Source organism: Pseudomonas sp. SCB32, from assembly GCF_009189165.1.
Taxonomy (GTDB): Bacteria; Pseudomonadota; Gammaproteobacteria; order Pseudomonadales; family Pseudomonadaceae; genus Pseudomonas.
Genome location: NZ_CP045118.1, coordinates 1,667,259 through 1,693,829, shown reverse-complemented (window position 1 = coordinate 1,693,829; position 26,571 = coordinate 1,667,259). Strand labels below are relative to the sequence as shown.

The 26,571-nt window shown below is 62.5% G+C and carries 30 protein-coding genes and 1 tRNA gene; 7 read left to right on the top strand and 24 right to left on the bottom strand.

The window, feature by feature from the left end; translation table 11 throughout:
* Positions 1-31: 31 nt before the first annotated feature.
* Both GA645_RS07985 and GA645_RS07980 read right to left on the bottom strand, forming a co-directional pair.
* On the bottom strand, positions 32-1,111 hold the full coding sequence (locus GA645_RS07985) for an AI-2E family transporter (protein WP_152221591.1): 1,080 nt from the start codon (positions 1,109-1,111) through the stop codon (positions 32-34).
* A 53-nt stretch (positions 1,112-1,164) separates the two neighbouring features.
* A complete protein-coding gene (locus tag GA645_RS07980) occupies positions 1,165-1,416 on the bottom strand; it encodes a sulfurtransferase TusA family protein (RefSeq protein WP_152221589.1) in 252 nt (83 codons plus the stop codon).
* Positions 1,417-1,642: 226 nt separating this feature from the next.
* Between GA645_RS07980 and GA645_RS07975 the strand changes: the two genes are divergently transcribed.
* Positions 1,643-3,079 (top strand): M48 family metalloprotease, encoded by a 1,437-nt coding sequence (locus GA645_RS07975; RefSeq protein WP_152221586.1) that lies wholly within the window; start codon positions 1,643-1,645, stop codon positions 3,077-3,079.
* Between the two features lie 76 nt (positions 3,080-3,155).
* Here GA645_RS07975 and nadA read toward each other — a convergent pair whose 3' ends face one another.
* The 17 genes from nadA to GA645_RS07890 form a co-directional block, all read right to left on the bottom strand.
* Positions 3,156-4,214, bottom strand: a complete 1,059-nt coding sequence (nadA, locus tag GA645_RS07970) for a quinolinate synthase NadA (protein ID WP_152221584.1) — start codon at positions 4,212-4,214, stop codon at positions 3,156-3,158.
* A 158-nt stretch (positions 4,215-4,372) separates the two neighbouring features.
* Positions 4,373-4,448, bottom strand: a tRNA-Lys gene (locus GA645_RS07965).
* Between the two features lie 59 nt (positions 4,449-4,507).
* Positions 4,508-5,182: a 7-cyano-7-deazaguanine synthase QueC gene (queC, locus tag GA645_RS07960; RefSeq protein ID WP_152221583.1), complete on the bottom strand. Its 675-nt coding sequence runs from the start codon at positions 5,180-5,182 to the stop codon at positions 4,508-4,510.
* Between the two features lie 20 nt (positions 5,183-5,202).
* Positions 5,203-5,850, bottom strand: a complete 648-nt coding sequence (gene queE / locus GA645_RS07955) for a 7-carboxy-7-deazaguanine synthase QueE (RefSeq protein ID WP_152221581.1) — start codon at positions 5,848-5,850, stop codon at positions 5,203-5,205.
* 197 nt (positions 5,851-6,047) lie between these two features.
* On the bottom strand, positions 6,048-6,902 hold the full coding sequence (gene ybgF, locus GA645_RS07950) for a tol-pal system protein YbgF (protein WP_152221579.1): 855 nt from the start codon (positions 6,900-6,902) through the stop codon (positions 6,048-6,050).
* 6 nt (positions 6,903-6,908) lie between these two features.
* Positions 6,909-7,415 carry a peptidoglycan-associated lipoprotein Pal gene (gene pal / locus GA645_RS07945; RefSeq protein WP_017522099.1) on the bottom strand — a complete coding sequence of 169 codons (507 nt, stop codon included), beginning with the start codon at positions 7,413-7,415 and terminating at the stop codon, positions 6,909-6,911.
* A gap of 52 nt (positions 7,416-7,467) precedes the next feature.
* The gene (tolB, locus tag GA645_RS07940) at positions 7,468-8,766 is read right to left on the bottom strand and encodes a Tol-Pal system beta propeller repeat protein TolB (protein ID WP_152221577.1); all 1,299 of its coding nucleotides are present in this window, start codon (positions 8,764-8,766) and stop codon (positions 7,468-7,470) included.
* Complete coding sequence (tolA, locus tag GA645_RS07935) at positions 8,763-9,860, bottom strand: cell envelope integrity protein TolA (protein ID WP_152221575.1); 1,098 nt, start codon at positions 9,858-9,860, stop codon at positions 8,763-8,765. The genes tolB and tolA overlap by 4 nt, the downstream gene beginning before the upstream one ends.
* Positions 9,857-10,321, bottom strand: a complete 465-nt coding sequence (gene tolR, locus GA645_RS07930; protein ID WP_152221574.1) for a protein TolR — start codon at positions 10,319-10,321, stop codon at positions 9,857-9,859. The genes tolA and tolR overlap by 4 nt, the downstream gene beginning before the upstream one ends.
* Positions 10,322-10,345: 24 nt before the next feature.
* Entirely contained in the window at positions 10,346-11,041 is a 696-nt protein-coding gene (gene tolQ, locus GA645_RS07925; RefSeq protein WP_152221572.1) for a protein TolQ, read from the bottom strand.
* Between the two features lies 1 nt (position 11,042).
* On the bottom strand, positions 11,043-11,489 hold the full coding sequence (gene ybgC, locus GA645_RS07920) for a tol-pal system-associated acyl-CoA thioesterase (RefSeq protein WP_152221570.1): 447 nt from the start codon (positions 11,487-11,489) through the stop codon (positions 11,043-11,045).
* Between the two features lie 52 nt (positions 11,490-11,541).
* A complete protein-coding gene (gene ruvB, locus GA645_RS07915; RefSeq protein ID WP_152221568.1) occupies positions 11,542-12,600 on the bottom strand; it encodes a Holliday junction branch migration DNA helicase RuvB in 1,059 nt (352 codons plus the stop codon).
* A gap of 10 nt (positions 12,601-12,610) precedes the next feature.
* Positions 12,611-13,216 carry a Holliday junction branch migration protein RuvA gene (gene ruvA, locus GA645_RS07910; RefSeq protein ID WP_152221566.1) on the bottom strand — a complete coding sequence of 202 codons (606 nt, stop codon included), beginning with the start codon at positions 13,214-13,216 and terminating at the stop codon, positions 12,611-12,613.
* A 31-nt stretch (positions 13,217-13,247) separates the two neighbouring features.
* Positions 13,248-13,772 (bottom strand): crossover junction endodeoxyribonuclease RuvC, encoded by a 525-nt coding sequence (ruvC, locus tag GA645_RS07905; protein WP_152221564.1) that lies wholly within the window; start codon positions 13,770-13,772, stop codon positions 13,248-13,250.
* 116 nt (positions 13,773-13,888) lie between these two features.
* A complete protein-coding gene (locus GA645_RS07900) occupies positions 13,889-14,635 on the bottom strand; it encodes a YebC/PmpR family DNA-binding transcriptional regulator (RefSeq protein WP_152221562.1) in 747 nt (248 codons plus the stop codon).
* Between the two features lie 73 nt (positions 14,636-14,708).
* Complete coding sequence (gene aspS / locus GA645_RS07895) at positions 14,709-16,487, bottom strand: aspartate--tRNA ligase (protein ID WP_152221560.1); 1,779 nt, start codon at positions 16,485-16,487, stop codon at positions 14,709-14,711.
* A 43-nt stretch (positions 16,488-16,530) separates the two neighbouring features.
* Positions 16,531-16,800 carry an FmdB family zinc ribbon protein gene (locus tag GA645_RS07890; RefSeq protein ID WP_152221559.1) on the bottom strand — a complete coding sequence of 90 codons (270 nt, stop codon included), beginning with the start codon at positions 16,798-16,800 and terminating at the stop codon, positions 16,531-16,533.
* 245 nt (positions 16,801-17,045) lie between these two features.
* Between GA645_RS07890 and GA645_RS07885 the strand changes: the two genes are divergently transcribed.
* Entirely contained in the window at positions 17,046-17,516 is a 471-nt protein-coding gene (locus GA645_RS07885; RefSeq protein ID WP_152221557.1) for a Dps family protein, read from the top strand.
* Positions 17,517-17,732: 216 nt separating this feature from the next.
* Positions 17,733-18,332 (top strand): cold shock domain-containing protein membrane protein, encoded by a 600-nt coding sequence (locus tag GA645_RS29260; protein ID WP_372239783.1) that lies wholly within the window; start codon positions 17,733-17,735, stop codon positions 18,330-18,332.
* A gap of 60 nt (positions 18,333-18,392) precedes the next feature.
* Here GA645_RS29260 and GA645_RS07875 read toward each other — a convergent pair whose 3' ends face one another.
* Together GA645_RS07875 and GA645_RS07870 are read right to left on the bottom strand one after the other, a co-directional pair.
* Entirely contained in the window at positions 18,393-18,599 is a 207-nt protein-coding gene (locus GA645_RS07875; RefSeq protein WP_152221555.1) for a SlyX family protein, read from the bottom strand.
* 3 nt (positions 18,600-18,602) lie between these two features.
* Positions 18,603-19,028: an HIT domain-containing protein gene (locus tag GA645_RS07870; protein WP_152221553.1), complete on the bottom strand. Its 426-nt coding sequence runs from the start codon at positions 19,026-19,028 to the stop codon at positions 18,603-18,605.
* Between the two features lie 718 nt (positions 19,029-19,746).
* Here GA645_RS07870 and GA645_RS07865 point away from each other — a divergent pair.
* Entirely contained in the window at positions 19,747-21,081 is a 1,335-nt protein-coding gene (locus GA645_RS07865) for an OprD family porin (RefSeq protein WP_152221551.1), read from the top strand.
* An 83-nt stretch (positions 21,082-21,164) separates the two neighbouring features.
* Here GA645_RS07865 and GA645_RS07860 read toward each other — a convergent pair whose 3' ends face one another.
* Positions 21,165-21,572: a PaaI family thioesterase gene (locus GA645_RS07860; RefSeq protein ID WP_152227968.1), complete on the bottom strand. Its 408-nt coding sequence runs from the start codon at positions 21,570-21,572 to the stop codon at positions 21,165-21,167.
* A gap of 111 nt (positions 21,573-21,683) precedes the next feature.
* Here GA645_RS07860 and GA645_RS07855 point away from each other — a divergent pair, with 111 nt between their 5' ends.
* Positions 21,684-23,399 carry a proline--tRNA ligase gene (locus tag GA645_RS07855; protein WP_152221549.1) on the top strand — a complete coding sequence of 572 codons (1,716 nt, stop codon included), beginning with the start codon at positions 21,684-21,686 and terminating at the stop codon, positions 23,397-23,399.
* An 8-nt stretch (positions 23,400-23,407) separates the two neighbouring features.
* Positions 23,408-24,367, top strand: a complete 960-nt coding sequence (locus tag GA645_RS07850; protein ID WP_152221546.1) for a hypothetical protein — start codon at positions 23,408-23,410, stop codon at positions 24,365-24,367.
* A gap of 1 nt (position 24,368) precedes the next feature.
* Here GA645_RS07850 and GA645_RS07845 read toward each other — a convergent pair whose 3' ends face one another.
* Positions 24,369-24,644: an acylphosphatase gene (locus tag GA645_RS07845; RefSeq protein WP_152221544.1), complete on the bottom strand. Its 276-nt coding sequence runs from the start codon at positions 24,642-24,644 to the stop codon at positions 24,369-24,371.
* A complete protein-coding gene (locus tag GA645_RS07840; RefSeq protein WP_152221542.1) occupies positions 24,644-25,114 on the bottom strand; it encodes a TlpA disulfide reductase family protein in 471 nt (156 codons plus the stop codon). Before GA645_RS07840 ends, GA645_RS07845 begins: the two co-directional genes overlap by 1 nt.
* A gap of 30 nt (positions 25,115-25,144) precedes the next feature.
* Here GA645_RS07840 and GA645_RS07835 point away from each other — a divergent pair, with 30 nt between their 5' ends.
* Positions 25,145-26,554 carry a PilZ domain-containing protein gene (locus tag GA645_RS07835; RefSeq protein ID WP_152221540.1) on the top strand — a complete coding sequence of 470 codons (1,410 nt, stop codon included), beginning with the start codon at positions 25,145-25,147 and terminating at the stop codon, positions 26,552-26,554.
* Positions 26,555-26,571: the final 17 nt, after the last annotated feature.

Here is a 26,571-nt window from a genome sequence, read left to right as displayed (position 1 = left end):
TTTTCTTTTCCCCGCCCCTTCCAGAGCAAGGTCACATCAGCGGGCTGACTTGCGGCTCCTGCGCCGGCTGGCGTGGCCAGGCATCCAGCACCGCCTTCACCAGGGTCGCCAGGGGAATGGCGAAGAACACACCCCAGAAGCCCCACAGGCCGCCGAACAGCAGCACGGCGCAGATGATCGCCACCGGATGCAGGTTCACCGCCTCGGAGAACAGCAGCGGCACCAGCACGTTGCCATCCAGCGCCTGGATGATCGCGTGGGCGGCCATCAGGTAGATGAACTGGTCTCCCCAACCCCACTGGAACAGGGCGATCAGCGCCACCGGCACGGTCACGACGACCGCGCCGATGTAGGGCACGACCACCGACAGGCCGACCAGCAGGGCAAGCAGCGCCGCATAGTTCAGCCCCAGCACTGCAAATGCAATGTAGGTCGCCACCCCGGTGATGAAGATCTCGATGACCTTGCCACGAATGTAGTTGGCGATCTGCTGGTTCATCTCGTTCCACACCTGCTTCATCAGCCCCCGCTCGCGCGGCAGGTAGCGGCGGAACCAGTGGTAGAAGCGGCGGCGGTCCTTGAGGAAGAAGAACACCAGGATCGGCACCAGCACCAGGTAGATCATGATGTTGACCACCACCGGCAACCCGGAGAGCGAGAAGGTCAGCGCCCACTGTCCAAGCTGGCCCAGTTCGCTGCGCGCGGCCTCTACGGTCCGCAGAACCTGCTCCTCGCTGATCATGTCCGGGTAGCGTTCGGGCAGCATAAGCATCGTGGCCTGCCACTCACCGAGCATTCTCGGCAGTTCGTTGAGCAGGGTGAACAGCTGCTTCCAGAGCAGCGGCACCAGCACCAGCAGGAACACCGCGAGCAGCCCGAGGAACAGCGAATAGACCAGCCAGACGGAGAACAGGTGCGGTACGCGCAGGCGCTCCAGCACCCCCACCATGCCCTGGATCAGGAAGGCGATCACCATCGCCGCCAGCACTGGCGCGAGCATGCCGCCAAAGGTCAGGATGACACTGAAACCCAGCACCAGAATGACCGCGAGCACTATCGCCTCCTCGTCGGAGAAATAGCGCTGCATCCAGTCCTGCAAAACCTTGAGCATGAACAGACCTGCGAAACGAATGGGGTAACGTCCCGGTTATCCGGAAACGGGGGCTACTTCTTGCGCAGCCAGTAGCGATAGACGCCTGCTTCGACCTCTTCATGCAGCAGCGAGTGCCCGGCGAGGTCGGCGAAGGCGCGAAAATCCCGCTGCGACCCTGCATCGGTGGCGATCACCTTGAGCACCGCTCCGCTAGGAAGGCGGTTCAGCTCGAGCTTGGCCTTGAGCAGGGGAAGCGGACAATTGAGACCGCTGGCATCCAGCTCCGCGTCACAGGCAGGGATGGGCGGTGTGGAATCTGACATCGAAACGAACTCCGGCAATGGCGTTCAAGAATACCGAAAGCATTGGAAAATTAACCAGTGGCCGCAAGGCACGCTCCCCCTGGGAAGCTGTCAGCACCGAGGTTTGAGACGCAAGTAGAGCGGAAAATGCCGACTTCGATTTGCGCAGCAGTCGCACCTTGCAACCTAGGCATTGGCAATAACGTACGGCTAAAGTAGAGGCTTTCTCGGAACGAGCCTCTTGTACATGAAAGTACTGCGCCCTGCCCTGCTCTCCATCGCCTGCGCCTTCGCACTGCCCGCGATGTCGGACGACCTGCCATCCCTGGGCGATGCCAGCTCGTCCATCGTATCCCCGGAGCAGGAATTCCAGCTCGGTCGCGCCTGGCTGAGCATGCTGCGCAGTCAGGTCGATACGCTCAATGACCCACAGCTCAAGGACTACGTCGAGTCCACCGTCTACCGCCTGGCCGAATCCAGCGAACTGCAGGACCACCGCCTGGCGTTCATCCTGATCCGCGACAAGCAGATCAACGCCTTCGCCGCCCCCGGCGGTGTCGTCGGTGTCAACGGCGGCCTGTTCCTCTACGCCCAGAGCGAAGGCGAATACATCGCCGTACTGGCCCACGAACTCGGCCACCTCAGCCAGCGCCACTTCGCCCGCGGCATCGAGGCCCAGCAGCGTATGCAGGTGCCAGTGATGGCGGCCATGCTCGCCGGCATCGTCGCCGCCGCGGCCGGCGCCGGTGATGCCGGTATCGCCGCGATCGCCTCGACCCAGGCGGCGGCGATCCAGAACCAGCTGCGCTTCTCCCGGCAGAACGAACAGGAAGCCGACCGCGTCGGCGTTGCCACCATGGTGCGCGCCGGCTACGACCCGCGCTCCATGCCCAACATGTTCGAGCGCCTCGCCCGTCAGTACCGCTACGAGGGCAAACCGCCAGAATTCCTGCTGACTCACCCGGTGACCGACTCGCGTATCGCCGATACCCGCAACCGCGCCGAGCAGTACCCTAAGGGCGGCAAGGAAGACACCCCGCGCTACGAGCTGATGCGCGCGCGCGTGCAGCAGATGTTCGAGGACACCCCGGGCATGGCCAGCAAGCAGTTCCGCGCCCAGCTCGACGAAGACCCGAAGAACGATGCCGCGCGCTATGGCCTGGCCCTGTCGCAGACCAAGATCGGCCAGCTCAACGAGGCCCGCAGCAATCTCCAGCAACTGCTGGCGAAAGCGCCCAACGACATCAGCTACAACCTGGCAATGGTCGATGTGGACATCACCGCCAACAAGCTGCCCGATGCCCAGGCGCGGGTACAGAAAATGCTCGGCCAGTACCCGGACAGCTATCCGCTGATCCAGGCCCAGGCTGACCTGATGATGAAGACCAACCATGCCGCAGACGCCGAGAAGACGCTCTTCAAGCTGTCGCAGAAGCGCCCGCTGGACCCGGATGTCTGGAGCCGCCTGGCCGACGCCTGCACACTCAGCGGCAACGCCATCGGCGTGTACCAGGCGCGTGCGGAGTTCTACGCGCTGACCGGCGACTACAAGCACGCCATCGAGCAGCTGGACTTCGCCAAGCGTCGCGCCGGCGGCAACTTCACCCTGGCTGCGCGCCTGGATGCTCGCCAGCAGGAGTTCCGCGACCAGGAGCAGCTGCTGAAGCAGATGATGGGCCGCTAAATCTCAGGAAGATCGCTTCGGTAGAAACAGAAAGGCCCGGCGTTAAGCCGGGCCTTTTTCATTTCAGCGCATTCGATCAGGCGTTGCCCGCCACTTTCAGCCGGGCGGCCTGGGTGAAGTCGAGCATGCGCTTGAGCGGCTTGATCGCCTTGGGAATCAGCGCCGGATCGACGAAGATCTCGCCACTCCCCTCCTTCAGACATGCCAGAGTGCGCTCCAGGGTGTTCATGGCCATCCACGGGCAATGCGCGCAGCTGCGGCACGCCGCGCCGTTACCGGCGGTGGGCGCCTCGATGAACTCCTTGTCCGGACACAGCTGCTGCATCTTGTAGAAGATGCCGCGGTCGGTGGCGACGATGAAGCGCTTGTTCGGCATCGTCTGCGCCGCCTTGATCAACTGGCTGGTGGAGCCCACGGCGTCGGCCAGCTCGACCACGGCCTCCGGCGACTCCGGGTGCACCAGGATCGCGGCGTCCGGATAGACCGCCTTGAGGTCTTCCAGCTGCTTGGCCTTGAACTCTTCGTGGACGATGCAGGCGCCGTCCCAGAGCAGCATGTCCGCGCCGGTCTCGCGCTGGATGTAGCGCCCCAGGTGCTGGTCCGGCGCCCAGAGGATCGGCTCACCGTTGTCCATCAGGTGCTCGACGATCTCCACCGCGCAGCTGGAGGTCACCACCCAGTCGGCACGCGCCTTCACCGCAGCCGAGGTGTTCGCGTAGACCACCACGGTGCGCTCCGGATGCTGGTCGCAGAACGCCGAGAATTCGTCCACCGGGCAACCCAGGTCCAGCGAGCAGGTCGCTTCCAGGGTCGGCATCAGCACGCGCTTTTCCGGGTTGAGGATCTTCGCGGTCTCGCCCATGAAGCGAACGCCAGCGACAACCACGGTCTGCGCCGGATGCTGGTTGCCGAAGCGGGCCATTTCCAGCGAGTCGGACACGCAGCCACCGGTCTCCTCAGCCAGCGCCTGGATCACCGGATCGCAGTAGTAGTGCGCGACCAGCACAGCGTTCTGCGCTTTCAGCTCGGCGGCGATGGCCGCACGGTAATCGGCCTCTTCCTGCGCGCTCAGCACCCGCGGCTGCTTGGCCGCCAGGTGAGCCTGAACCAGCAGGCGTTCGGAAATCTGGGACATCGTGTGGAAACCTCTACAGGCGCGGTTCTGATTATGCTGACGATTTTATCATCACCGCCCTACGGGCGACGCGCTGTCGGCGGCCGCACGGCGGACTTTTTCCAGCGCATAGCAAAAGCCCCGTAATCTTTCGACCACGGGGCTTTTGTCTTACATGTTGGTGGGTCGTGTGGGATTCGAACCTACGACCAATTGGTTAAAAGCCAACTGCTCTACCGACTGAGCTAACGACCCAACGTGGGGCGTATAATACTGATTTCTAACGCAAAAACAACACCCCACGAAAACTTTTTTCAGAAATATCGCGTCGGGTCGGAAATTCCGGCTGCGCGGAAGCCGTCAGCCCGCAGCCTGCAACTGTCGCACTTGCCGCACGCACGCCCGTCATCGTCTGCCTGATAGCAGGAAACCGTAAGGCTGTAGTCCACGCCCTGGGCCATGCCGGCCTGCACGATCTGCGCCTTGGAGAGGAACTGCAGCGGCGCCTGGATGCGGAAGCCCTCGCCCTCTACACCGGCCTTGGTGGCCAGGTTGGCCATGCGCTCGAAGGCCTCGACGAACTCGGGACGGCAATCCGGGTAGCCGGAATAATCGACCGCATTCACACCGATGAAGATGTCCCGCGCACCCAGCACTTCCGCCCACCCCAGGGCCAGCGAAAGGAATACGGTATTGCGCGCCGGCACGTAGGTCACCGGAATGCCTTCGCTCGGTGCTTCCGGCACGTCGATGCTGCTGTCGGTCAGGGCCGAGCCGCCGATGCCGTTCAGGTTCAGGCCAATCACCTTGTGCTCGATGACACCCAGCTGGCGTGCAACGCGCTCGGCTGCCTGCAGCTCGGAGCGGTGGCGCTGGCCGTAGTCGAAGCTCATGGTATAGCAGCCGTAGCCCTCGGCCTTGGCCATGGCGACCACGGTCGCGGAGTCCAGACCACCGGAGAGCAGGATCACGGCTTTCTTGTCGTTCATGAAGAAGGTCTCCTCCGTGCTCAGTGGCCCGGCTCGTCGTTCCAGAGAATCTTGTGCAATTGCAGCTGCAAGCGCACCGGCAGGTTGTCACCGACGATCCAGTCGGCCAGCGCACGGGCATCCACCTGGCGATGGCTGGGTGAGAACAGCACCTCGCCGGCGCGCTGCTCCAAGCGGTACTCGATGAGTTTGGATACTGCCCAGTCATAGTCCTCGCGCGAGCAGATGACGAACTTCACCTGATCGTTGGACGTCAGCTCCCCGATGTTCTCGTAGCGGTTACGAGCCACTTCATCGGAGCCGGGTGTCTTGAGATCGAGGACGCGGCTGACACGGCGGTCGGTGGCGGAGATATCCAGCGCGCCGCTGGTTTCCAGCGACACGTCGTAGCCGGCATCGCAGAGGCGCTGCAGCAGCGGGATGCAGTTGGGCTGGGCCAGTGGTTCGCCGCCGGTGACGCAGACATAGCGCGGCTGGTAGGCGGCGACGCGCTCGAGGATGGCGTCCAGAGTCTGGATTTCACCGCCACTGAAGGCATAGGCGGTATCGCAGTACTGGCAGCGCAGGGGACAGCCGGTCAGGCGTACGAACACGGTCGGCAAGCCGGCGGTGCGCGTTTCCCCCTGCAACGAGTAGAAAATCTCGGTGATTCGCAGGGTCTGTTGCATATCAGCCACGGGCGTGACGGCAATACAGGCCATCCGCCTCCGTTGCGTTGGAGTCAGGAGCGCGACGAGCGCACTCGGCATACACGGGGCACTGCAGACATCAGCCGAGCTGAAACCACTGGCGCGTCCCGAGGGGCTGGAATTCTAACGAAAAAACCCGCGGCAAGCGCGGGTTTTCAAGACTGACCGACAGGACCTTACTTGAGGTTCTTCAGGTCGCGCTGGGACAGCTGCGCGGCGGAGCTGCCCGGATACTGGGCGATCACCTGCTGCAGGATGCCGCGAGCCTTGTCGGTATTGCCCAGGCGACGCTCGACGTCGGCCAACTTGTACAGCGAGTCCGGCACCTTGGCGCTGGTCGGGTAAGCCTGGCTGACACGGGCGAAGGCCTGGCCGGCGCCCTGCAGGTCACCCTTGGCGAGGTTCACCTCACCCAACCAGTACTGCGCGTTACCGGCGTACTGGCTGCTCGGGTACTTGCGCAGGAAGGCGCTGAAAGCCTGGCTGGCCTTGTCGAAGTCCTTGGCCTTGATCAGGTCGAAGGCGGCATCGTAGTAGAGCTTTTCTTTTGCCGGGTCGCCCGGCTCGCTGCTGGCGGCAGCAGCGGGCTGCTGTTGCTGTGCAGCGGCGGCTGCGCCAGCACCCGCGGCAGCTCCGGCACCAACACCGGCAGCGGGGGAGCTCTGTTGAGCAGCACCGGCCGAGCCAGAACCCGCGCCGCCGGAAATACGGCTGTCGAGTTCCTGGTAACGCTCCAGGTTTTCCTGCTTCAACTGCTGAATCTGGTTCTGCTGTTCTTCGAGCATGCCGCGCAGACGGGACATTTCGTCCTGCATCTGCTGCAGCTGCAGGAACAGCTGTGCCTGTCCGGAGACGGGCTGATTGGTCACCCCGCCTCCGGCATAGGCGCCCTCAGCGCCTGCGGTGCCATAACCCGAGGGCGGCTGGCTGGCGTAACCGCCACCATTGCCGTCCTGTACCGGAACCGCGGCCGCCGCCATCAGGGGCAGGCCGCATGCGATCAAGGTCAGAAAACGCAGGCGCATCGGCATCACGTCTTACTTCTTCAGCTCAACGCGACGGTTCTGGGCCCAGGACTGCTCGTCGTGGCCAGTGGCAACCGGACGCTCTTTACCGTAGGAAACCAGTTCCAGCTGAGCCGGGGAAACGCCCTGCAGTACCAGGTAGCGCTGAACGGCCTTGGCACGACGCTCGCCCAGAGCCATGTTGTATTCGCGGGTACCGCGCTCGTCAGTGTGGCCTTCCAGGACAACGCGCTGGCCGGAACCTTTCAGGTCCTTGGCGTGTACGTCCAGAGCGCGCATGGCTTCCGGCTTCAGGTCGGAGCTGTCGTACTCGAAGTAGAAGGTGGTGATAGCGCGCAGAGCGGCTTCGTCGCTCAGGGAGCCGTCAACGGCACCGCTGTTGGCGCCGTAGCCAGCGTTCGGGTCAACGCCGCCATTGGCGCCTTCACCAGTAGCATCGCCTTTCTTGGACGAACAGCCTACGGCTACAGCCATGGCGAGGGCGATAACGGCAAATTTGCCGAATTTCAGCATTTCCATCATGTAACTCCTAATGAACCCCAGTGTATAAATTTGAAAAAGTTGGCAACCGTCAGTTCAGGTAAGGGGACCAGGAAGGCTCGCGAACATCGCCTTGAGCGGTGGGAATTGGCAACCGAACGCGTCCATTGATGCTGACGAGCATCAGCACGCCCCGGTCCTGCTGGCGGGTGGCGTATATTAGCATCGTGCCATTGGGCGCAACAGTGGGCGAGTCGTCCAGAGTGGTATTGGAAAGTACCCGGAGATTGCCGCGCTGAAGGTCCTGGGCCGCGATCTGGAAGTTGGTGAAACCATCCTGGCGGTGAACCATTACCAGCGTCTTCTCATCCGCGGAAAGTTTCGGGTTGGCGTTGTAGTTGCCAATGAAAGTCACGCGGTCGGTGGCGCCCGAATTCACGTTCATCTTGTAGATCTGCGGTTTGCCGCCACGGTCCGAAGTGAAGTACAGGGTCGAGCCGTCCTTGCCCCAGAAGGGTTCGGTGTCAATCGCCGGGTTGTTGGTCAGGCGACGCAGCTGGCGGCTGCCCAGGTCCATCACGTAGATCTCCGGGTTGCCGTCGCGCGACAGCACGAAGGCCAGGCGGTTGCCGTCCGGCGAGAAGGCCGGCGCACCGTTGAGACCTTCGAAGTTGGAGATCTGCTCGCGGCGGCCGGTATCGACGTACTGCATGAAGATGCGCGGACGCTTCTGCTCGAAGGAGACATAGGCGATACGGCGGCCATCGGGCGAGAAGCGCGGCGACAGGATCGGCTCGCGGGACTGCAGCAGGGTCACCGGACGCGCACCGTCATAGTCGGAGCGCTGCAGGGTGTAGCGGGTGTTGTCCACGGAGAAGCGCTCGGCGGTCACGTAGAGCAGCTTGGTGGCGAACGCGCCCTTGATGCCGGTGAGCTTCTCGAACGACTGGTCGGCAATGTAGTGCGACATGTCACGCAGCTGGTCGGTGGTGCCGCCCACGCTGCCGGTCAGGACCTGCTGCTGGGTCGCCACGTTGAGCAGGGCGTACTGGATCTGCAGGCGGCCACCGCTGGGGACGATACTGCCGACCAGGACGTACTGCGCACCGAGAGCCTGCCAGTCGCGGTAGATCACTTCGCTGGCCTGGGCCGGCTGGCTGATCATGTTCTGACGCGGGATCGGCTCGAAGTAACCGGAGTTGCGCAGGTCGTTGCCGATGATATTGGACATATCCTCGGGCAGGACGTTGCCGCCTTGCCAGCCGAACGGAACCACCGCAATCGGGACGGCCGAGTCGCGACCGCTGGAAATCACCAGCGGGTCGGCGGCCTGCGCCGCGCCGGCCACCAGGGCCAGGGCGAACAGCGCGAAGCGAATCAAGGTACTCACAGACTTAAATCCTCCGGTTTGAAGACCATACGACGCTGACGATACAGGCTATCGAAAGTGGCACGATCCAGTTTTTGCAGATCGGGAACTCGCCCTACATTTCGGACCGCGGCCACCGCCGAGTCATCGAAAGGTTTATCACCGCTGGAGCGGGTCACGCTCACGTTGGTGATGGTCCCGTCCGGCAACATCTGAATCAGCACTTCTACGCTCATTCCGTTACGAGCTGAGGGTGGGCGGTTCCACTGCTGACTGACCAGACTCACGATCAGGTCATCGTAGTTACCCGCCACCTCGTTACCTTGCTCGTCAGCCAAGGCCTGTTGCCGCTGCGTATCGTCCGACAGCAACTCAGCCAGTGCCTGGGCCTTCTTGTCTTCCTGTGCCTTGCGGGCCGCAGCCGCAGCCGCCTTTTTCCTGGCTTCCGCCACCGCAGCGGCCTTTTTCTTGGCCTCCTCGGCAGCGGCTTTCTTCTTCGCGTCCTCAGCCTTCTGCTTGGCTTCTTCGGTCGCCTTCTTCTTGGCCTCTTCGGCTGCCTTTTTCTTGGCCTCCTCGGCGGCCTCCTTCTTGGCCTCTTCCTCGGCCTTCTTCTTGGCGATATCGGCCTGCTGCTTCTCGGCAGCCGCCTTCGCCTCGGCCTCTTTCTTGGCCACGGCGGCCTCGGCGGCCTTCTTGGCCTCATCCGCCTTCTTGGCTTCGGCCTCTTTCTTGGCGTCAGCCTCTTTGGCCTCTTTGGCCTCTTTCTTGGCTTCGGCCGCCTTTTGAGCCGCATCGGCCTTCTTTTGTTCCTCGGCCTTGGCCTCGGCGATGGCCTGCTGCTCGGCTTTCTTCTGCTCGAGCTGCTCCTGCTCGTATTGCTTCGACGAGGTTTTCTTGGCTTCGCCGGCAATCTTCTGGTTGGTCTGCTGGGTCGCCTGACTCTTGGACTTCAGTTGGTACAGGGTCGCCTGAACGATCGGCCGCGAGGGCGGCAGTTCAGGCGTCATGGCCCAGCTGACGAAGAGCATGGCGAAGATCAGGACGTGCAGGGCTACGGCCAGAACGATCGGCCAGAAGTAGCTTTCCGAAGGAGAGCGCTCGAGCTGGTGCATCAAGTCCCCGGCGCCTCGGTAATCAGACCGACGTTACCGACACCGGCTTTCTGCAGGCCGCCCATGACGGCCATGACCGAACCGTAGTCGACTGCCTTGTCACCCCGGACGAAGACCTGGACCTTCTTACCCTGGCGACCATTCTCGGCGAGGATGCCGGTGGCGGCACTGACCAGTTGGTTGAGGGACACGGCAGTCTGGCTGCCCTTGCCCTGGTCCGGATTGACCTCGGAACCCATGTTCCAGTAGTAGGTCTTGTCGGCCTTGATGGAGATAGTGAGGACACGCGAATCGTTGTCCTGCGGCAGCGCTTCGCTGGAAACCTTGGGCAGGTCGACCTTGACCCCCTGGTTGAGCATCGGCGCGGTCACCATGAAAATGACCAGCAGTACCAACATCACGTCGATGTAGGGCACCACGTTCATTTCGGCGACCGGCTTGCGCTTGTGACGAACCCTTGCCATATCGGCTTACCTCTTACGTCGTCGTCAATCGTCGCTGGTGTGCACTTTGCGGTGCAGGATGGCCTGGAACTCGTCGGCGAAGGTGTAGTAACGGCCGATCAGGGTTTCCGAGCGAGCGGCGAAGCGGTTGTAGGCGATGACCGCGGGGATCGCGGCGAACAGGCCGATGGCGGTGGCGATCAGTGCTTCGGCAATACCCGGCGCCACGGTGGCGAGGGTGGCCTGCTGCACGGCGGCCAGGCCGCGGAAGGAGTTCATGATGCCCCACACGGTGCCGAACAGACCGATGTACGGGCTGGTGGAGCCGACGGTGGCAAGGAACGGCAGGCTGGTTTCCAGCTTCTCTTCCTCACGGGAGATGGCGACACGCATGGCGCGGGCGACACCTTCCATCACCGCATCCGGGTCTACGCCAGCCTGCTGGCGCAGACGGGAGAACTCCTTGAAGCCGGCACGGAAGATCTGCTCGACGCCCGAGTCCGGGTCCGGGTTGCTGCCGGCCTGGCGATAGAGCTTGGACAGGTCGATTCCCGACCAGAAGCGTTCTTCGAAGGTTTCCAGAGCCTTCTTGGCCGAGCGCATCATGTTGCTGCGCTGGAAAATCATGATCCACGAAGTGACCGAGGCGGCCACCAGGGTCAGCATGACCAGCTGTACCACGAGGCTGGCGTTACTGATCAAGCTCCACATGGAAGTATGGTCGACGACGTTCGGTTCCACGTTAATCTCCTGCTGAAAGGGTGTCCGGACTGCCGGCAAATGCCGCGCGCAACACATCTGGAATAGCGCGGGGCTTCAGGTTGTCCGCCCGCACGCACGCCACCAGGAATCGCCCCTCGCAGAGCAAGGTCGAATCCGATGCCCGCCGAACCTGTTGACGAAACTTCAGGCTCGCGCGGTTCAACTCCTCCACCTCGGCGCTGACAAGCAGCTCGTCATCCAGGCGGGCCGGCGCGTGATAGCGCGCTTCGGCCGAATGAACGACGAAAAGCAGGTTCTCTCCCGCCAGCTGCGACTGGGCAAAGCCCAGATCACGCAGCCGCTCGGTACGAGCCCGCTCCATGAACTTGAGGTAGTTGACGTAGTAGACGATGCCGCCGGCATCGGTGTCTTCGTAATAGACCCGAAACCGCTGCTGGAACGGCTGATCCCCGTGTTGCGCGCGCATACTCTAGAACCAAGTAAAGGCTTTGCCAATCAGCAATCGCCCACAAATGCAATTAATTACCATCTTCAGGGGCGAACATATCCGTCGTCGCCCCCTCCCCCATCCGCTTCGGCACGTTCAGGCCGAAATGCAGGTACGCATGCCGGGTCACTACACGCCCCCGGGGAGTGCGCATGATATAGCCTTGCTGGATCAGATAGGGCTCCAGCACGTCTTCAATCGTGTGTCTTTCTTCGCTGATGGCTGCCGCCAGGTTGTCGATGCCCACCGGGCCACCGTCGAACTTGTCGATCATGGTCAACAGCAGGCGGCGATCCTGATGATCGAAGCCGCGCTCGTCAACGTCCAGAAGGTTCAGCGCCTTGTCGGCGATGTCGCTGCTGATATGCCCGGTGCCGCGCACCTCGGCAAAATCCCGCACCCGCCGCAACAGGCGGTTGGCGATCCGCGGCGTACCGCGCGCCCGACGGGCGATCTCGTAGGCGCCCGCCGGCTCGATCTCAAGACCGAGGATGCCCGCCGAGCGGGCGACGATACTGGACAGGTCGTCCACACCGTAGAACTCAAGACGCTGGACGATGCCGAAGCGGTCACGCAGCGGATTGGTCAGCATGCCGGCGCGAGTCGTCGCCCCCACCAGGGTGAAGGGTGGCAGGTCCAGCTTGATGGAGCGCGCCGCCGGCCCCTCACCGATCATGATGTCCAGTTGGAAGTCTTCCATGGCCGGGTACAGCACTTCTTCGACGATGGGCGACAGGCGATGGATCTCGTCGACGAACAGTACGTCGTTGGGTTCGAGATTGGTCAGCAGCGCCGCCAGATCGCCGGGCCGCTCCAGCACCGGGCCGGAGGTGCTCTTGATCGAAACACCCATTTCCTGGGCAATGATGTTCGCCAGGGTGGTCTTGCCCAGGCCGGGCGGGCCGAAGATCAGCGTGTGATCGAGGGCTTCCTGACGCCCACGGGCCGCCTGGATGAACAGTTCCATCTGCTCGCGCACCACCGGCTGCCCAACGTAGTCGGCCAGCTTGAGCGGGCGGATGGCGCGGTCGTACTGCTCTTCGCGGTCACGACCGGTTACAGAGGAGATCAGGCGATCGGCTTCGATCATCTATGGCTACCTAGACCATGCCCTTGAGGGCGCGGCGGATGAGTTCTTCGCTGGACAAGCCTTCTTCCTGTACGGCGGCCACGGCACGGCTCGCCTCCTGGGGTTTGAAGCCCAGCGCAATCAGCGCGCTGACGGCATCGGATTCGGCGCTTGAGACTGCGCCAACCAGCTTGGGTTCCACCACCAGCGGCGCAATCGACGGAATGTTCTCCCAGGCCTTGAAACGATCCTTGAGCTCAACCAACAGGCGCTCGGCGGTCTTCTTGCCCACCCCCGGAATCTTCACCAGGGTGGATGTATCCTGCGCCTGGACACAGCGTACCAGTTCGTCGACTTCCAGACCCGACATCAGTGCAAGGGCAAGTTTCGGCCCCACGCCGTTCAGGCGGATCAGCTCGCGGAACAGCTCACGCTCACGCTTCTCGGCGAAGCCATAGAGCAGTTGAGCGTCCTCACGCACCACCAGGTGCGTATGCAAAGTCACCGGCTCACCAACGCTGGGCAGTCGGTAGAGCGTGGTCATTGGCACTTCGAGCTCGTAACCCACGCCATTCACATCGACGATCAGGTGCGGCGGTTGTTTTTCCGCCAGATTGCCACGCAGGCGTCCAATCACAGGTAGGTGTCCTTAATTGCTAGATTCGGGATCACAGGCGCAGGCGACCGCCACGCCGGCGGGCGCCTACCAGGCCATGCGGCACCAGACTCTGCCGGGTATGCGCGTGGCACAGGGCAATGGCCAGGGCATCGGAGGCATCGATCTGCGGCTTCTGCACCAGCTTGAGCAGATGCATGACCATCATCTGCACCTGCTGCTTGTCCGCGCCGCCGGTGCCGGCGATGGCCTGCTTGACCTGGCTGGCGGTGTACTCGGCGATCTGCAGCCCCTCTTCCGCTGCCGCCACTATGGCCGCGCCGCGCGCCTGCCCCAGCTTCAGCGCCGAGTCGGCGTTGCGCGCCATGAATACCTGCTCGATGCCCATCATGGTCGGCTTGTAGGTCTGTATGACTTCGCGCACACCACGAAAGACGATCTGCAGTCGCTCGAACAGCTCGCCGTTGCCGGTACGGATGCAGCCCGAGGCGACGTATTCGCAGCCACGGCCGGTGTCGCGCACCACGCCGAAGCCGGTAATCCGTGAGCCTGGGTCAATACCGAGAATCAGGGTCATGTCCGTCCGATCAAACCTTGTCTGCGACACGCACTTCAAATAACAAAAACCGGAAGCGGGAGGCGCCGCTTACGACCACTCCCGCTTCCGGCTTCAGCACATCGCCGGTGGTGGGATCAGCCCAGCTGGGCCATCACCTCGTCCGGGATGTCCGCATTGGAGTAGACGTTCTGCACGTCGTCCAGGTCTTCGAGCATGTCGATCAGCTTGAGGACCTTCTGCGCGGTGTCCAGGTCCAGGGTCGCCACGGTCGACGGGATCATGGTGATCTCCGCTTCGTCGCCCTTGAAACCGGATTTGGTCAGCGCTTCGTTGACCGAGATGAAGTCGGCGAAGGTGGTGAACACGTCGATAGAACCGTCATCGTTGACCACCACGTCGTCGGCGCCGGCTTCCAGCGCGGCATCCATCAACGCTTCCTCGTTCACGCCCGGCGTGTAGCTGATCTGGCCCTTGCGCTCGAACATGTAGGCAACGGAACCGTCAGTGCCCAGGTTGCCGCCGCACTTGCTGAAGGCATGACGCACTTCGGCTGCGGTGCGGTTGCGGTTGTCGGTCATGGCTTCGACGATGATCGCCACGCCACTGGGCGCGTAACCTTCGTAGGTCAGCTCAGCCATGTTGTCCGCTTCGCTGGAGCCCGCCCCGCGCTGGATGGCGCGATCGATGGTGTCGCGGGTCATGTTGGCGGTCAGTGCCTTGTCCACGGCCAGGCGCAGACGCGGGTTGTCCGCCGGGATCCCCCCGCCCTGCTTGGCAGCGACGGTCAGCTCACGAATGAGCTTGGTGAAGATCTTGCCCTTCTTGGCGTCCTGACGTTCCTTGCGGTGCTTGATGTTGGCCCATTTGGAATGACCAGCCATAACTCACTCCGTATCGCTTGTTTGCTTCGCTGGCGGCGCCCGTTGTGCGGGCGCCGCTGCAATCCGAATCGACTTACTCGGCGGCCTTCTGCTGCTCGCGCAGACGGATGTTCAGCTCGCGCAAGGCCTTGGCATCCACGGTGCCCGGAGCCTGGGTCATGACGTCGCCGGCGCTCTGGGTTTTCGGGAAGGCGATGACTTCGCGGATCGAGGCCGCGCCGGTCATCAGCATCACCAGACGGTCCAGGCCGAAGGCCAGGCCACCGTGCGGCGGCGCGCCGTACTTCAGGGCGTCGAGCAGGAAGCCGAACTTCTCTTCCTGCTCTTCGTCATTGATGCCCAGCACGCGGAATACCGCCTGCTGCATGGCCTTGTCGTGGATACGGATGGAGCCGCCGCCCAGCTCGGTGCCGTTGAGCACCATGTCGTAGGCACGGGACAGCTTGTCGGCCGGGTTGGCCTCGAGTTCTTCCGGGGTGCACTTGGGAGCGGTGAACGGGTGGTGCAGCGAAGTCAGGCTGCCGTCGTCGTTCTCTTCGAACATCGGGAAGTCCACGACCCACATCGGCGCCCACTCCTTGGTGAGCAGGTTGAGGTCATGGCCGACCTTGATACGCAGCGCGCCCAGAGCGTCGCACACGACCTTGGCCTTGTCGGCGCCGAAGAACACGATGTCACCATCGACCGCACCGACGCGATCCAGGATCACGTTCAGGTTCGGTTCGGCGATGTTCTTCACGATCGGAGACTGCAGGCCTTCCACGCCCTTGGCGCGTTCGTTGACCTTGATGTAGGCCAGGCCCTTGGCGCCGTAGATGCCGACGAACTTGGTGTAGTCGTCGATCTGCTTGCGCGGCATGCTCGCACCACCCGGAACGCGCAGGGCGGCAACGCGGCCCTTCGGATCGTTGGCCGGGCCGGAGAAGACCTTGAACTCGACGTCTTTGAGCTGATCGGCCACGTCGACCAGTTCCAGCGGGATACGCAGGTCAGGCTTGTCCGAACCGTAGCGGCGCATGGCTTCTTCGAACGGCATGTGCGGGAATTCGTCGAACTCGACGTTCAGCACTTCCTTGAACAACTGGCGAACCATCTTCTCGGTGATCTCGATGATGTCGCTTTCTTCGAGGAAGCTGGTCTCGATGTCGATCTGGGTGAATTCCGGCTGGCGGTCGGCACGCAGGTCTTCGTCGCGGAAGCATTTGGCGATCTGGTAGTAGCGGTCGAAGCCGGCCACCATCAGCAGCTGCTTGAACAGCTGGGGCGACTGCGGCAGGGCGAAGAAATGGCCCGGGTAGGTGCGGCTCGGCACCAGGTAGTCACGCGCGCCTTCCGGAGTCGGGCGACCGAGGATCGGGGTTTCCACGTCGAGGAAGCCGTTGTCGTCCAGGTAGCGGCGGATGCTGCTGGTGATGCGCGCGCGCAGCTTCAGCTTGGCGGCCATCTCCGGGCGACGCAGGTCGATGAAGCGGTAGCGCAGGCGGGTTTCCTCGCCCACGTCGGAGTATTCGTCCAGCGGGAACGGCGGGGTCTCAGCCTGGTTCAGCACTTCCAGTTCATGGCCCAGCACTTCGATGGCACCGGAAGCCATGTTGGCGTTGCGCGCGCCTTCGGGGCGCAGGCGCACCTTGCCGGTGATCTTCACCACGTACTCGCTGCGCACGCGGTCGGCCTTGGCGAAGGTCTCGACGCGATCCGGGTCGAACACCACCTGGGCCAGACCCTCACGATCACGCACGTCGAGGAAGATCACCCCGCCGTGGTCGCGGCGACGGTGTACCCAACCGCAAAGAGTGACTACCTGGCCGTCCAGGCTCTCGTTCAATTGGCCGCAATAGTGGCTGCGCATCATGGTGTGTTTCGCTTCTCGAAAGTCTTGAATTCTAGGGAACCGCTCATTCGCTGGCGGAGCAGCCGCCACCACCGCAACCGGTGGCCGGACAGGCCGCTGTGGCATCGCCGGAGGCCAGGTTCTTCTTCGCTCCGGTCTTGAAGTCGGTCTCGTACCAACCGCTGCCGCCCAGGCGGAAGCCCGGAGCCGACAACATCTTCTTCAATTCGGGAGCCTTGCAGGCCGGACAATCGACCAACGGCGCATCGCTGAGCTTCTGGAGGGATTCCAGCTGACGCGCGCAGGACTGGCACTGGTACTCGTAAATCGGCATGGGACACCTTGGCTAAATACGCTGCCACGGGCCCGCATCCCGGGGCAAAGACGCGGATTATAGCCTGAAAAATCCACAGGTTGCAGCCGGGTACCGGCGACCGGAAAGTCCGGCGAGCGCACAACCCTTTAATAGAAAAACCCAATCGATTGCGTTGATACAGACCAAGAGCTTCGCATACACCCTGGTGTTAGCCTCGATTCCACACCCTTGAATCGCCCATGCCAAACGATGAGGAGATCACCATGGAAATCAACATCGGAATCGCCGAACAGGATCGCGCCGCCATCGCCGAAGGCCTGTCCCGACTGCTGGCCGACACTTACACCCTTTATTTGAAGACCCACAACTTCCACTGGAACGTTACCGGGCCGATGTTCAACACCCTGCACCTGATGTTCGAGGGGCAATACACCGAACTGGCACTGGCCGTGGACAGCATCGCCGAGCGCATTCGCGCGCTGGGCTTCCCCGCACCGGGGACCTATGCCACCTACGCGCGCCTCTCCTCGATCAAGGAAGAGGAAGGCGTACCGGAAGCCAGGGACATGATCCGCGCGCTACTGCAAGGGCAGGAGGCCGTAGTGCGTACCGCCCGAAATCTTTTCCCCTTGCTGGGCAAGGTCAACGACGAACCCACCGCAGACCTGCTCACCCAGCGCATGCAGGTTCATGAAAAGACCGCCTGGATGCTCCGCAGCCTGCTCGAAGACTGAAGCTCTTCATTAATAAGAGGAAGCCCGCCACGAGGCGGGCATTTCTTCCCCCCACGAATGGCCTAAGCGGTTGATTTGTGAAGGCAAGTGGTTTGCTGTTAAATAACCGCCGTGCGTTTCTCGCATAGGCCGCCCAGCACGCTTTCATTTCCATATTTGGCGTCGCATCGAGGGCCGGCTACTTCTTCGTTACCCGCTCAAGGTGAATCCGTAGCCATGTTGAAAGTCGTCCATCTCCTGACGGGCGTCGCAGCACTCTTGCTGTCGTTCGTCCCCAGTTTGCGCAACGATGCCCTGCCCTACCTGCAGCAAAACGATGCCATCTACCTTGCCCTGCTCGGCCTGACCAGCCTGCTGCTCGCTCCCAGCAGCGGCCTCAAGCAACCTGCCGCGCTGCAGAGCCTGTCGACCGCCCTGGTAGTCCTGGCCGTCGTACTGCAAGTGCTGATCCTGCTCGCACCCCTGCCTTTCATCGGCGAACAACCGGCCGTTCTGCTGCCACTGCTGAGCCTCGCCGCAGCCGTCACCCTGCAATGGGCGGCGAGCCTGAACAAGACCCAAGCCCGCCCCACAACCACGACACCAATGACCGACGAAAGCCGCGAAACCGGCACCGTGAAGTGGTTCAACACCTCCAAGGGCTTCGGCTTCATCTCCCGCGATTCCGGGGAAGACATCTTCGTGCACTTCCGCGCCATCCGCGGCGAAGGCCACCGCATCCTGATCGAAGGCCAGCGAGTGGAGTTCTCCGTCGTCCAGCGCGACAAGGGACTGCAGGCCGAGGACGTGATCGCGGCCCTGCCCAACCGCCGCTGAACACCCCAATAAAAAAGCCCGCCGATTGGCGGGCTTTTTTATTGGCTCGAGTCCACGCATTCAGTAATGCGGCGGCGGCGCCTCATCATCCGCGACGCCCACCTGCCCCTGCAGGTCCTCAAGACGCTTGATCAGCGCCTGCATCTGCAGCCGCAGACGCTCGATCACCCGCTCCTGGTCGTAGACCACATCACTCAGGGTCTGCAATGCATCATCCTGAAATGCCAATCGGCTCTCCAGGTCGGCAACCCGATCTTCCAGCTCCATCACTCACTCCTGTGCGAAACGGAAATCGTCACCCAGCACCATGCGCAGTTTCTCGCGCAAGCTGGCAAGTTCCTCGGCACTGTACGGCACTGCCGGATGGCGACCCCAGACCGGGCCCGGCCAGGCCACGTCACTACGGCGGCGGACGATCACATGCACATGCAGCTGGCTGACGACGTTACCGAGATTGGCAACATTCATCTTGTCGGCACAGAAGGTGTCCTTGAGGGTTTCGGCTAACTGCGTAGCCTCCTTCCAGAGCTGCTGCTGATCCTCGGGATCCAGCTGGAACAGCTCACTGACATCCTCACGCCGGGGCACCAGGATGAACCACGGGTACTGCGAGTCATTCATCAGCAGCAGACTGCTCAATGGAAAATCCCCCACCGGGACAGTGTCCTGCTTCAGGCGGGAATCCAGGGCGAACATAACCACATCTCCTGTTCGACGAACGCATTGATAAGACTAGCCCCGCCAGGGGCCCAAGGGCGCGAAGGATACTAGAGCGCCCCGCCAGCGAATACGCCGAACCATGCACTCCCCCGGGCATGACACCACGCGGCGCACCACAAAGACGCACAGATTGTGCTCGCTACAGATTCCGACAACAGGCCGCCGGAAGCGAATCCACCGCAAAGAAACCCGAAAAGCATCGAAAAATAGCCAAATCAGCTAACACGACACAATTCTGAAAACGACATCGACGCATGCTCTTTATTGCAAAACCGCCAAGGAAGCCGTGAAATGTGTCATCGCGCCGCGGGCCCGACGACGCGAGACAACAACGGAGCAATTGTGCACGCTTGTTGCTAGACGCGGGACGAAGGGCAAGGACATTGATGCCGCGCCAGCCGCAGGCAGCGCGACGAAAGGACCCGAAAGTGGTCAATGGAGAACGAACCACATTGGCTGACGCAACGCACGACATGCTGCAAACCGGGGGAAAATCTCTTTTGCAACATCAGGTCTGCCTGAATGCGACACGCTTCATGCAGGTTTGCGACAGCCCAGTAAAGTTTTCGCGTGATTATTTAAGCAACTATCGCCAAGAGAACACGCGTGCTATAAGTTAGCGCCGACAAAAAGAATGAGCCGTCACCGCGGCACTGTGATGGCAGATAATTTCAAAACCAAAGGAGCAATCACAATGAAAGTGATGAAGTGGAGCGCCATCGCCCTGGCGGTATCTGCAGGCACCACGCAACTGGCAATGGCCGAACCCTTCGTAGGCAACCAGGCTGACGCTAAAGGCTTTGTCGAAGACAGCAGCCTGAACTTCCTGGTTCGCAACTACTACTTCAATCGTAACAACGTCAACGGCGCCCATGACTCCAAAGACTGGACTCAGGGCTTCTGGGCAAACTACAACTCCGGCTTCACCCAAGGCACCGTCGGTTTCGGCGTTGATGCCTTCGGTTACCTGGGCCTGAAGCTGGATGGCGGCAAAGGCACCTCCGGCACCGGCAACCTGCCGGTAGGCAGCGACGGCGAGCCGGCCAAGGACTATGGCAAGGCAGGCGCCGCCGTTAAAGTCCGCGTATCGAAGACCGAGCTGAAAGCGGGCGACATGCAGCCGCAGAACCCGGTATTCGCAGTGGGCGGCACCCGCCTGATCCCACAGACCGCCAGCGGTCTGAACCTGATGAGCAGCGAGATCGATGGCCTGGACGTTGAAGCCGGCCACTTCTACTCCTCCACCAACCAGGTTACCACCAACCGCGACGGCGAACTGTTCTCCCAGTACGGTGGCGAAACCACCAAGACTGCGGACTTCGTCGGCGGCAAGTACGCGTTCAACAAAGAGCTCAGCGCGTCCGTGTACGGTTCCAAGCTGGAAGACCTGTGGAACCAGTACTACCTCAACCTGAACTACACCCTGCCGATCGCCGACAACCAGTCCCTGGGCCTGGACTTCAACTACTACAACACCAAGGACGAAGGCACCGCCAAGCTTGGCGAAATCAACAACAACACCTTCTCCCTGGCAGCCGCTTACACCCTGAGCGCGCATACCTTCACCGTGGCCTTCCAGAAAGTGAACGGCAACACTCCGTTCGACTACCTGGGCGTCGGCGGCGAACCGGGCGAGCGCAACAGCAACAAGGGCGCTGACTCGATCTTCCTCGCCAACTCCGTGCAGTACTCCGACTTCAACGGCCCGGGCGAACAATCCTGGCAGGCTCGTTACGACCTGAACATGAAGGAATACGGCGTACCTGGCCTGACCTTCATGACCCGTTACGTCCATGGCGACCACATCGACGGCAGCAAGGCTGAAGGCACCGCCTACGCCGGCCTCTGGGGTGATGACGACCGCCACCACGAAACCAACGTGGAAGCCAAGTACGTGATCCAGGAAGGCCCGGCCAAAGACCTGTCCTTCCGCGTCCGTCAGGCTTGGCACCGCGCCAACTCCACTCAGATCGATGGCAACGCCGACGAGTTCCGCCTGATCGTGGACTACCCGCTGTCTGTTCTGTAATACAGAACAAACTGCAGGTAATGAAAAGCCCGGCTTCGGCCGGGCTTTTTCATGCATTTTGCAAACAACTTCGAACGAACTTGTTACATCGGCAACACATAGGTGCCGGTTACATGGGCAACCAACTCTTCTTGATTGCTCACGGAATAGACAGACACCTCACATACCACTTGACGACGCCCCAACTTTAATATCTTCGCCTCTGCCAAAAGATCTTCCGGCTTCGGCTTGCTGAGAAAATTGATATTGAGGTTGGAAGTAACGGCCATCTCGACGTTATCCAGCTGAGCCAGAATCACCGCATACATCGCTGCATCTGCCAGCGCCATGATGGTCGGTCCGGACACTGTTCCGCCAGGACGAACCAGCTTGCCGTGGAACGGTATCCGCGCGAACGCGCTACGCCCCTCCAGTGCATCGATACGAAAATCCATTTCGTCCGCCATGGGCAATCCAGCCCGGATGAACGCCTGTACCTGCGCTGCATTCAGTCGACTCACCTTACTCCTCCCTCTCTGCCCGCCGCGCCCTGTACGCAGCCGGACCTGCACCGTACAATGCCCAGCCTATATCCCTCTTCGCAACCGACATAACGGCCAAAGATGCGTACCAGTCAGTACCTGCTGTCCACCCTGAAAGAAACCCCCTCCGATGCGGTCGTCATCAGCCACCAGCTGATGCTGCGCGCCGGCATGATCCGCAAGCTGGCGTCCGGACTCTATACCTGGCTGCCAATGGGTCTGCGGGTACTGCGCAAGGTCGAAGCCATCGTTCGCGAAGAGATGAACGCCGCCGGCGCCCTGGAAGTGCTGATGCCCGCCATCCAGCCCGCCGAGCTGTGGCAGGAGTCCGGCCGCTGGCAGCAGTACGGCCCCGAGCTGCTGCGCCTGAAGGATCGCCATGACCGCGACTTCTGCGTCGGCCCGACCCACGAGGAAGTGATCACCGACCTGGCACGCAACGAACTGAACAGCTACAAGCAGCTGCCGATCAACATGTACCAGATCCAGACCAAGTTCCGTGACGAGATCCGTCCGCGCTTCGGCCTGATGCGCGGCCGCGAGTTCATCATGAAGGACGCCTACTCCTTCCATGCCAGCCAGGACTCGCTGCAGCAGACCTACGACATCATGTACGCGGCCTACAGCAAGATCTTCACTCGCCTGGGCCTGGATTTCCGCGCCGTGCAGGCGGACAACGGCTCCATCGGCGGCAGCGGTTCCCACGAATTCCACGTGCTGGCCGGCTCCGGTGAGGACGACATCGTCTTCGGCGAATCCACCAACTACGCCGCCAACATCGAGAAGGCCGAGGCCCTGCCTCGCGAAACCGCTCGCGGCGCGGCGAGCGAAGAGCTGCGCCTGATCGACACCCCCGAGACCAAGACTATCGCCGATCTGGTCGAGAAGTTCGGCGCACCGATCGAGAAGACCATCAAGACCCTGGTGGTGCACGCTGCCGAGGAAGGCAAGCTGATCGCCCTGGTCGTTCGCGGTGACCACGAACTCAACGAGATCAAGGCCGGCAACCACCCGCTGGTGGCCAGCCCCCTGCAGATGGCCAGCGAAGCGGACATCAAGGCCGCCATCGGCGCCGCCCCCGGCTCCCTCGGCCCGCTGAACCTGGCGCTGCCCTGCATCATCGACCGCTCTGTGGCCCTGATGAGCGACTTCGTCGCCGGCGCCAACGTCGACGACAAGCACTACTTCGGCGTGAACTGGGAACGCGATCTGCCGGTACCGGAAGTCGCTGACCTGCGTAACGTCGTCGAAGGCGACCCGAGCCCGGACGGTCAGGGCACCCTGGTGATCCGTCGCGGCATCGAAGTCGGCCACATTTTCCAGCTCGGCACCAAGTACAGCGAAGCCATGAAGCTTTCCGTACTGGGCGAGAACGGCAAGCCGGTCACCTTGATCATGGGCTGCTACGGCATTGGCGTATCCCGCGTAGTCGCCGCCGCCATCGAGCAGAACTACGACGAGCGCGGCATCCTCTGGCCGGCCGCCCTGGCCCCCTTCCAGATCGCCATCGTGCCGATGAAGTACGAGAACGAGGCCGTGCGCGCCGCCGCCGACAAGCTCTACGCGGACCTCACCGCTGCCGGCTTCGAGGTGCTGCTGGACGACCGCGACAAGAAGACCAGCCCCGGCGTGAAATTCGCCGACATGGAGCTGATCGGCATCCCGCACCGCATCGTGGTCAGCGAGCGCGGTCTGGACGAAGGCGCCCTGGAGTACAAGGGCCGTCGTGACGCCGAATCGCAAAGCGTCGCCCTGTCCGACCTGCAAGCCTTCATCACGGCCAAGATCCGCAACTGAGCAGAGCGATGTTCCCCCGAAGTACCTCCAGCCTCGCGGCTGCCGCCTTGTGCGGCAGCCTCCTGCTGAGCGGCTGCGCCAACCAGCTGTCGCAACGCAGCGAGCATGAAGAACGTGTCGAGCGCAAACTGCTCGATCACAACCTGCAGATCGACGTGGGCACGCCAGGCACCCTGGAGCTGCCGCAGCGACGCATTCGCGTGCAGGAGCAGAAGACCTTCGAGGTCACCGAGTTCGAGGTCACCCGCCGTTACGACCGCTATACGCCTTACCAGGGCTGGCGCAAGGTCTACGAAATGCCGCTGGGCATCGTGGCCTTCGTTGGCGGTATCGGCGCCAACGTGGTCAACGTGTTCGCCCTCGGCAACCTGCCGGAAAGCGTTACCCGCGGCTGGATCCGCTATGGCATCGACGGCATGAATCCGTTCATGAACATGCAGTCCAACGGCCGCGCCGAACAGAACCTGGCCGCCATCGAAGAGCACCAGCGCGACAAGCGCACGGAGTATTCGAGCCTGCCCTGGTCGGAACGTCCGGTGACCATCACCGCCGGCAAGAACTCCCAGGAGCTGCTGACTGACCGTCATGGCGTGCTGCGCCTGAACCTGCTGGAAGGTCCCTTCAGTGACGAAGAGGTGAGCCGAATCGGCCGTCTGCAGTTCAGTGTGCAGGACCCGACGGATGACACCCGTGCCGATGCCAGCCTGCAGGTCAGCCGCTCACTGCGCGGCAAGCTGCAGGAAGCTCACAGGCTGATCTACGACGACCTGGAAGCGGATGACGTGCACCACTGGGTGCACCGCGTGAAGCGCCTGTCCGAGCTCGGCATGGAAGAGGAAGCCAGCGAGCTGGAACAGAGCCTGATCGAACTGACACGCAACGATCCGGAGCTGCAGAAGGAGTTCCTCCACAGCCTGATGACCGATGCCGGTCGCCTGGCCGCCGACCCCGGCGCAGCGAGCAACTGACTTAGCGGCGCACGATGAAGCCGGTGATCCCCTGAGGCGTCATCGGCTCCAGCTCCACCGCCACCACTTTCGCCTTGACCGGCCCACGGGCCAGCCACTTCTCCAGCTCGCGCACGGCGTCCTCCTCCCCCTCGAGCAACACCTCCACCCGACCGTCATCCAGATTGCGCGCCCAGCCGTCGATGTCCAGGCGCTCGGCCTGTTCCTGCGTGCCCTGGCGGAAGTACACGCCCTGCACCTTGCCACTCACATAACCGTGCAGACAGATTCTGGCCATCAGTGCTTCTCCTCCCGCAGCGCGGTCAGGCGCGCCTGCAGGCCGGCGGCAGTCTGCTCGCCAAGCAACTGCTCGCGCAACTTGCCCTCAGGGTCGACGATATAGGTGACAGGCAGCGCTTCGCTGCGCGGCAGGCTATAGCGCGGAGCAGGATCATCCGCCAGCACGGTGTACTGCACCGCCAGCGCCTGTGCGGCCTTCGCCAGATCGGCATCGCGCAAGCCGTCGTAGTTCACGCCCAGCACGCGGAAGCCCTTTGCCTTGCCCTCCTCAGCGAGCCGGTTCAGCTCGGGAATTTCCTTGCGGCACGGTGCGCACCATTCGGCCCAATAATTAATAACTAGCCACTGGCCATCTATGCTCGCAGCGGTTACTTTCTGTCCGTGCTGATCGGTGCCATAGTCCGCCGAACAACCGGCCAGGAGCAGGCCGGCGACCAGTCCCATCACAATATGGAGCCGCACTCCCATGCCTTCAGTCCTCGTGTATGCGGGGTGTTCATGACGCTCGATGCCTTGCGTCTGGCGGTGCCGGATATCCTCGAGGAGGATTCCGATGCAATGAGCAATCTGGCGGCTGGGCTTCAGGAGTCCCGGCGCCTTCCTGCGCTGGAAGGACTGCAGAAGGCCCTGGGCACACTGTTTCGCCTCAACCGATGTGCGCTGACCTTACTGGAAAGGCAACGCGCCCTGCAAAGCCTGACCGAAGAATATCGCCACTATTCGCAGCTGATTCGCCACGAAAAGGCTCTGCCGGCGCTCATCGTGCATTTCTGCACCGAGCTGGCGGCGGGCTTCAAGCGCTTGCTGCTGCAGATCCTGCAGGGCCGCAAGCCGTCGCTGCCGCACATGGCCTGGTGCCTGTACATGGCCCAGCACTTCCTCGCCCAGGCGCTGCTGCGCCACTACCAGCAGTACCAGCAGCCGCCCGGCGCACTCTGGCGTGACAGCCATCTGCTGTACTGGATCGGCGAGTTTCAGGAGTGTCTCGACGAACCAGTGGCTGCGGCCTTCGACCCCGTACCCGCCGGCACCCTGCGCGGCCTTTACCAGCAGATCCTGCTGCTCGCCCTGAGCAACCCCTTCCACCTGACCGAGGGAGAAGCCCCGCGGCTGTTCGGCGCGCTAGCCCCCCTCGCCGCTCTCGGACGGTTACAGGCCTGGGATGAGGAGGACCAGGAGGGCTACCTGGTCGACTTGGGGGCCGACCTGCCCTGCATCAATCACGAGCAGATCGGCGACACACCTGCCGAGCAACTGCGGCGCCTGGAGCTGGGAGCGCTGCTGATCGCCCTGGACGACCCCGCGCCCTTGCGCAAAGCCGACCAGGGAGTCCTGCTTGAACGCGTCCGTCACCACTGGCTGGGACACCACCCTCGCCGGCACGAGCGCATGGAGCAGACCGGCACCTGTCGGCTGGTCATTGGACTTGGCGCTATCCAGCAACATCTTCTCACCCCCGGCGACCAGGGCAGCTGCGACGCCGGGATACTCGACGTGAGCGCCGGAGGCGCCCGCATCCAGTGCGCCGGTAATCGCGCCAATCAGTTCCCGGTCGGCCAGCTACTGCTGATCCTCAACAGCAACGGCACGCCAACCCTGGCCATCGTGCGCTGGCGGCACCTGAACACTGACGGGCTGCACCTGGGCCTGCGCTATTTGAAAGGGCTTCCCCGGCCCGTCTGGCTACGCCGGGCACCTGACGCCCAGCGTCACCCCGGAGTACTGCAGAGCACCCCCGAGCCCGGCAATGGTTGGTATCACGGGCTTTGGCTGCCCCAGGGGCACTTCGTGGAGGGTGAAAACCTCTGGCTGCAACTGGCCAGCTTCGATAACCAGACCATCCTGCCGCTGCCGACCACCAACCTGAGCACCCCGCTCGTCTCCCGGCATCCGCTGCGCCTCGCCTGAAAGCTGAATTGCGAGAC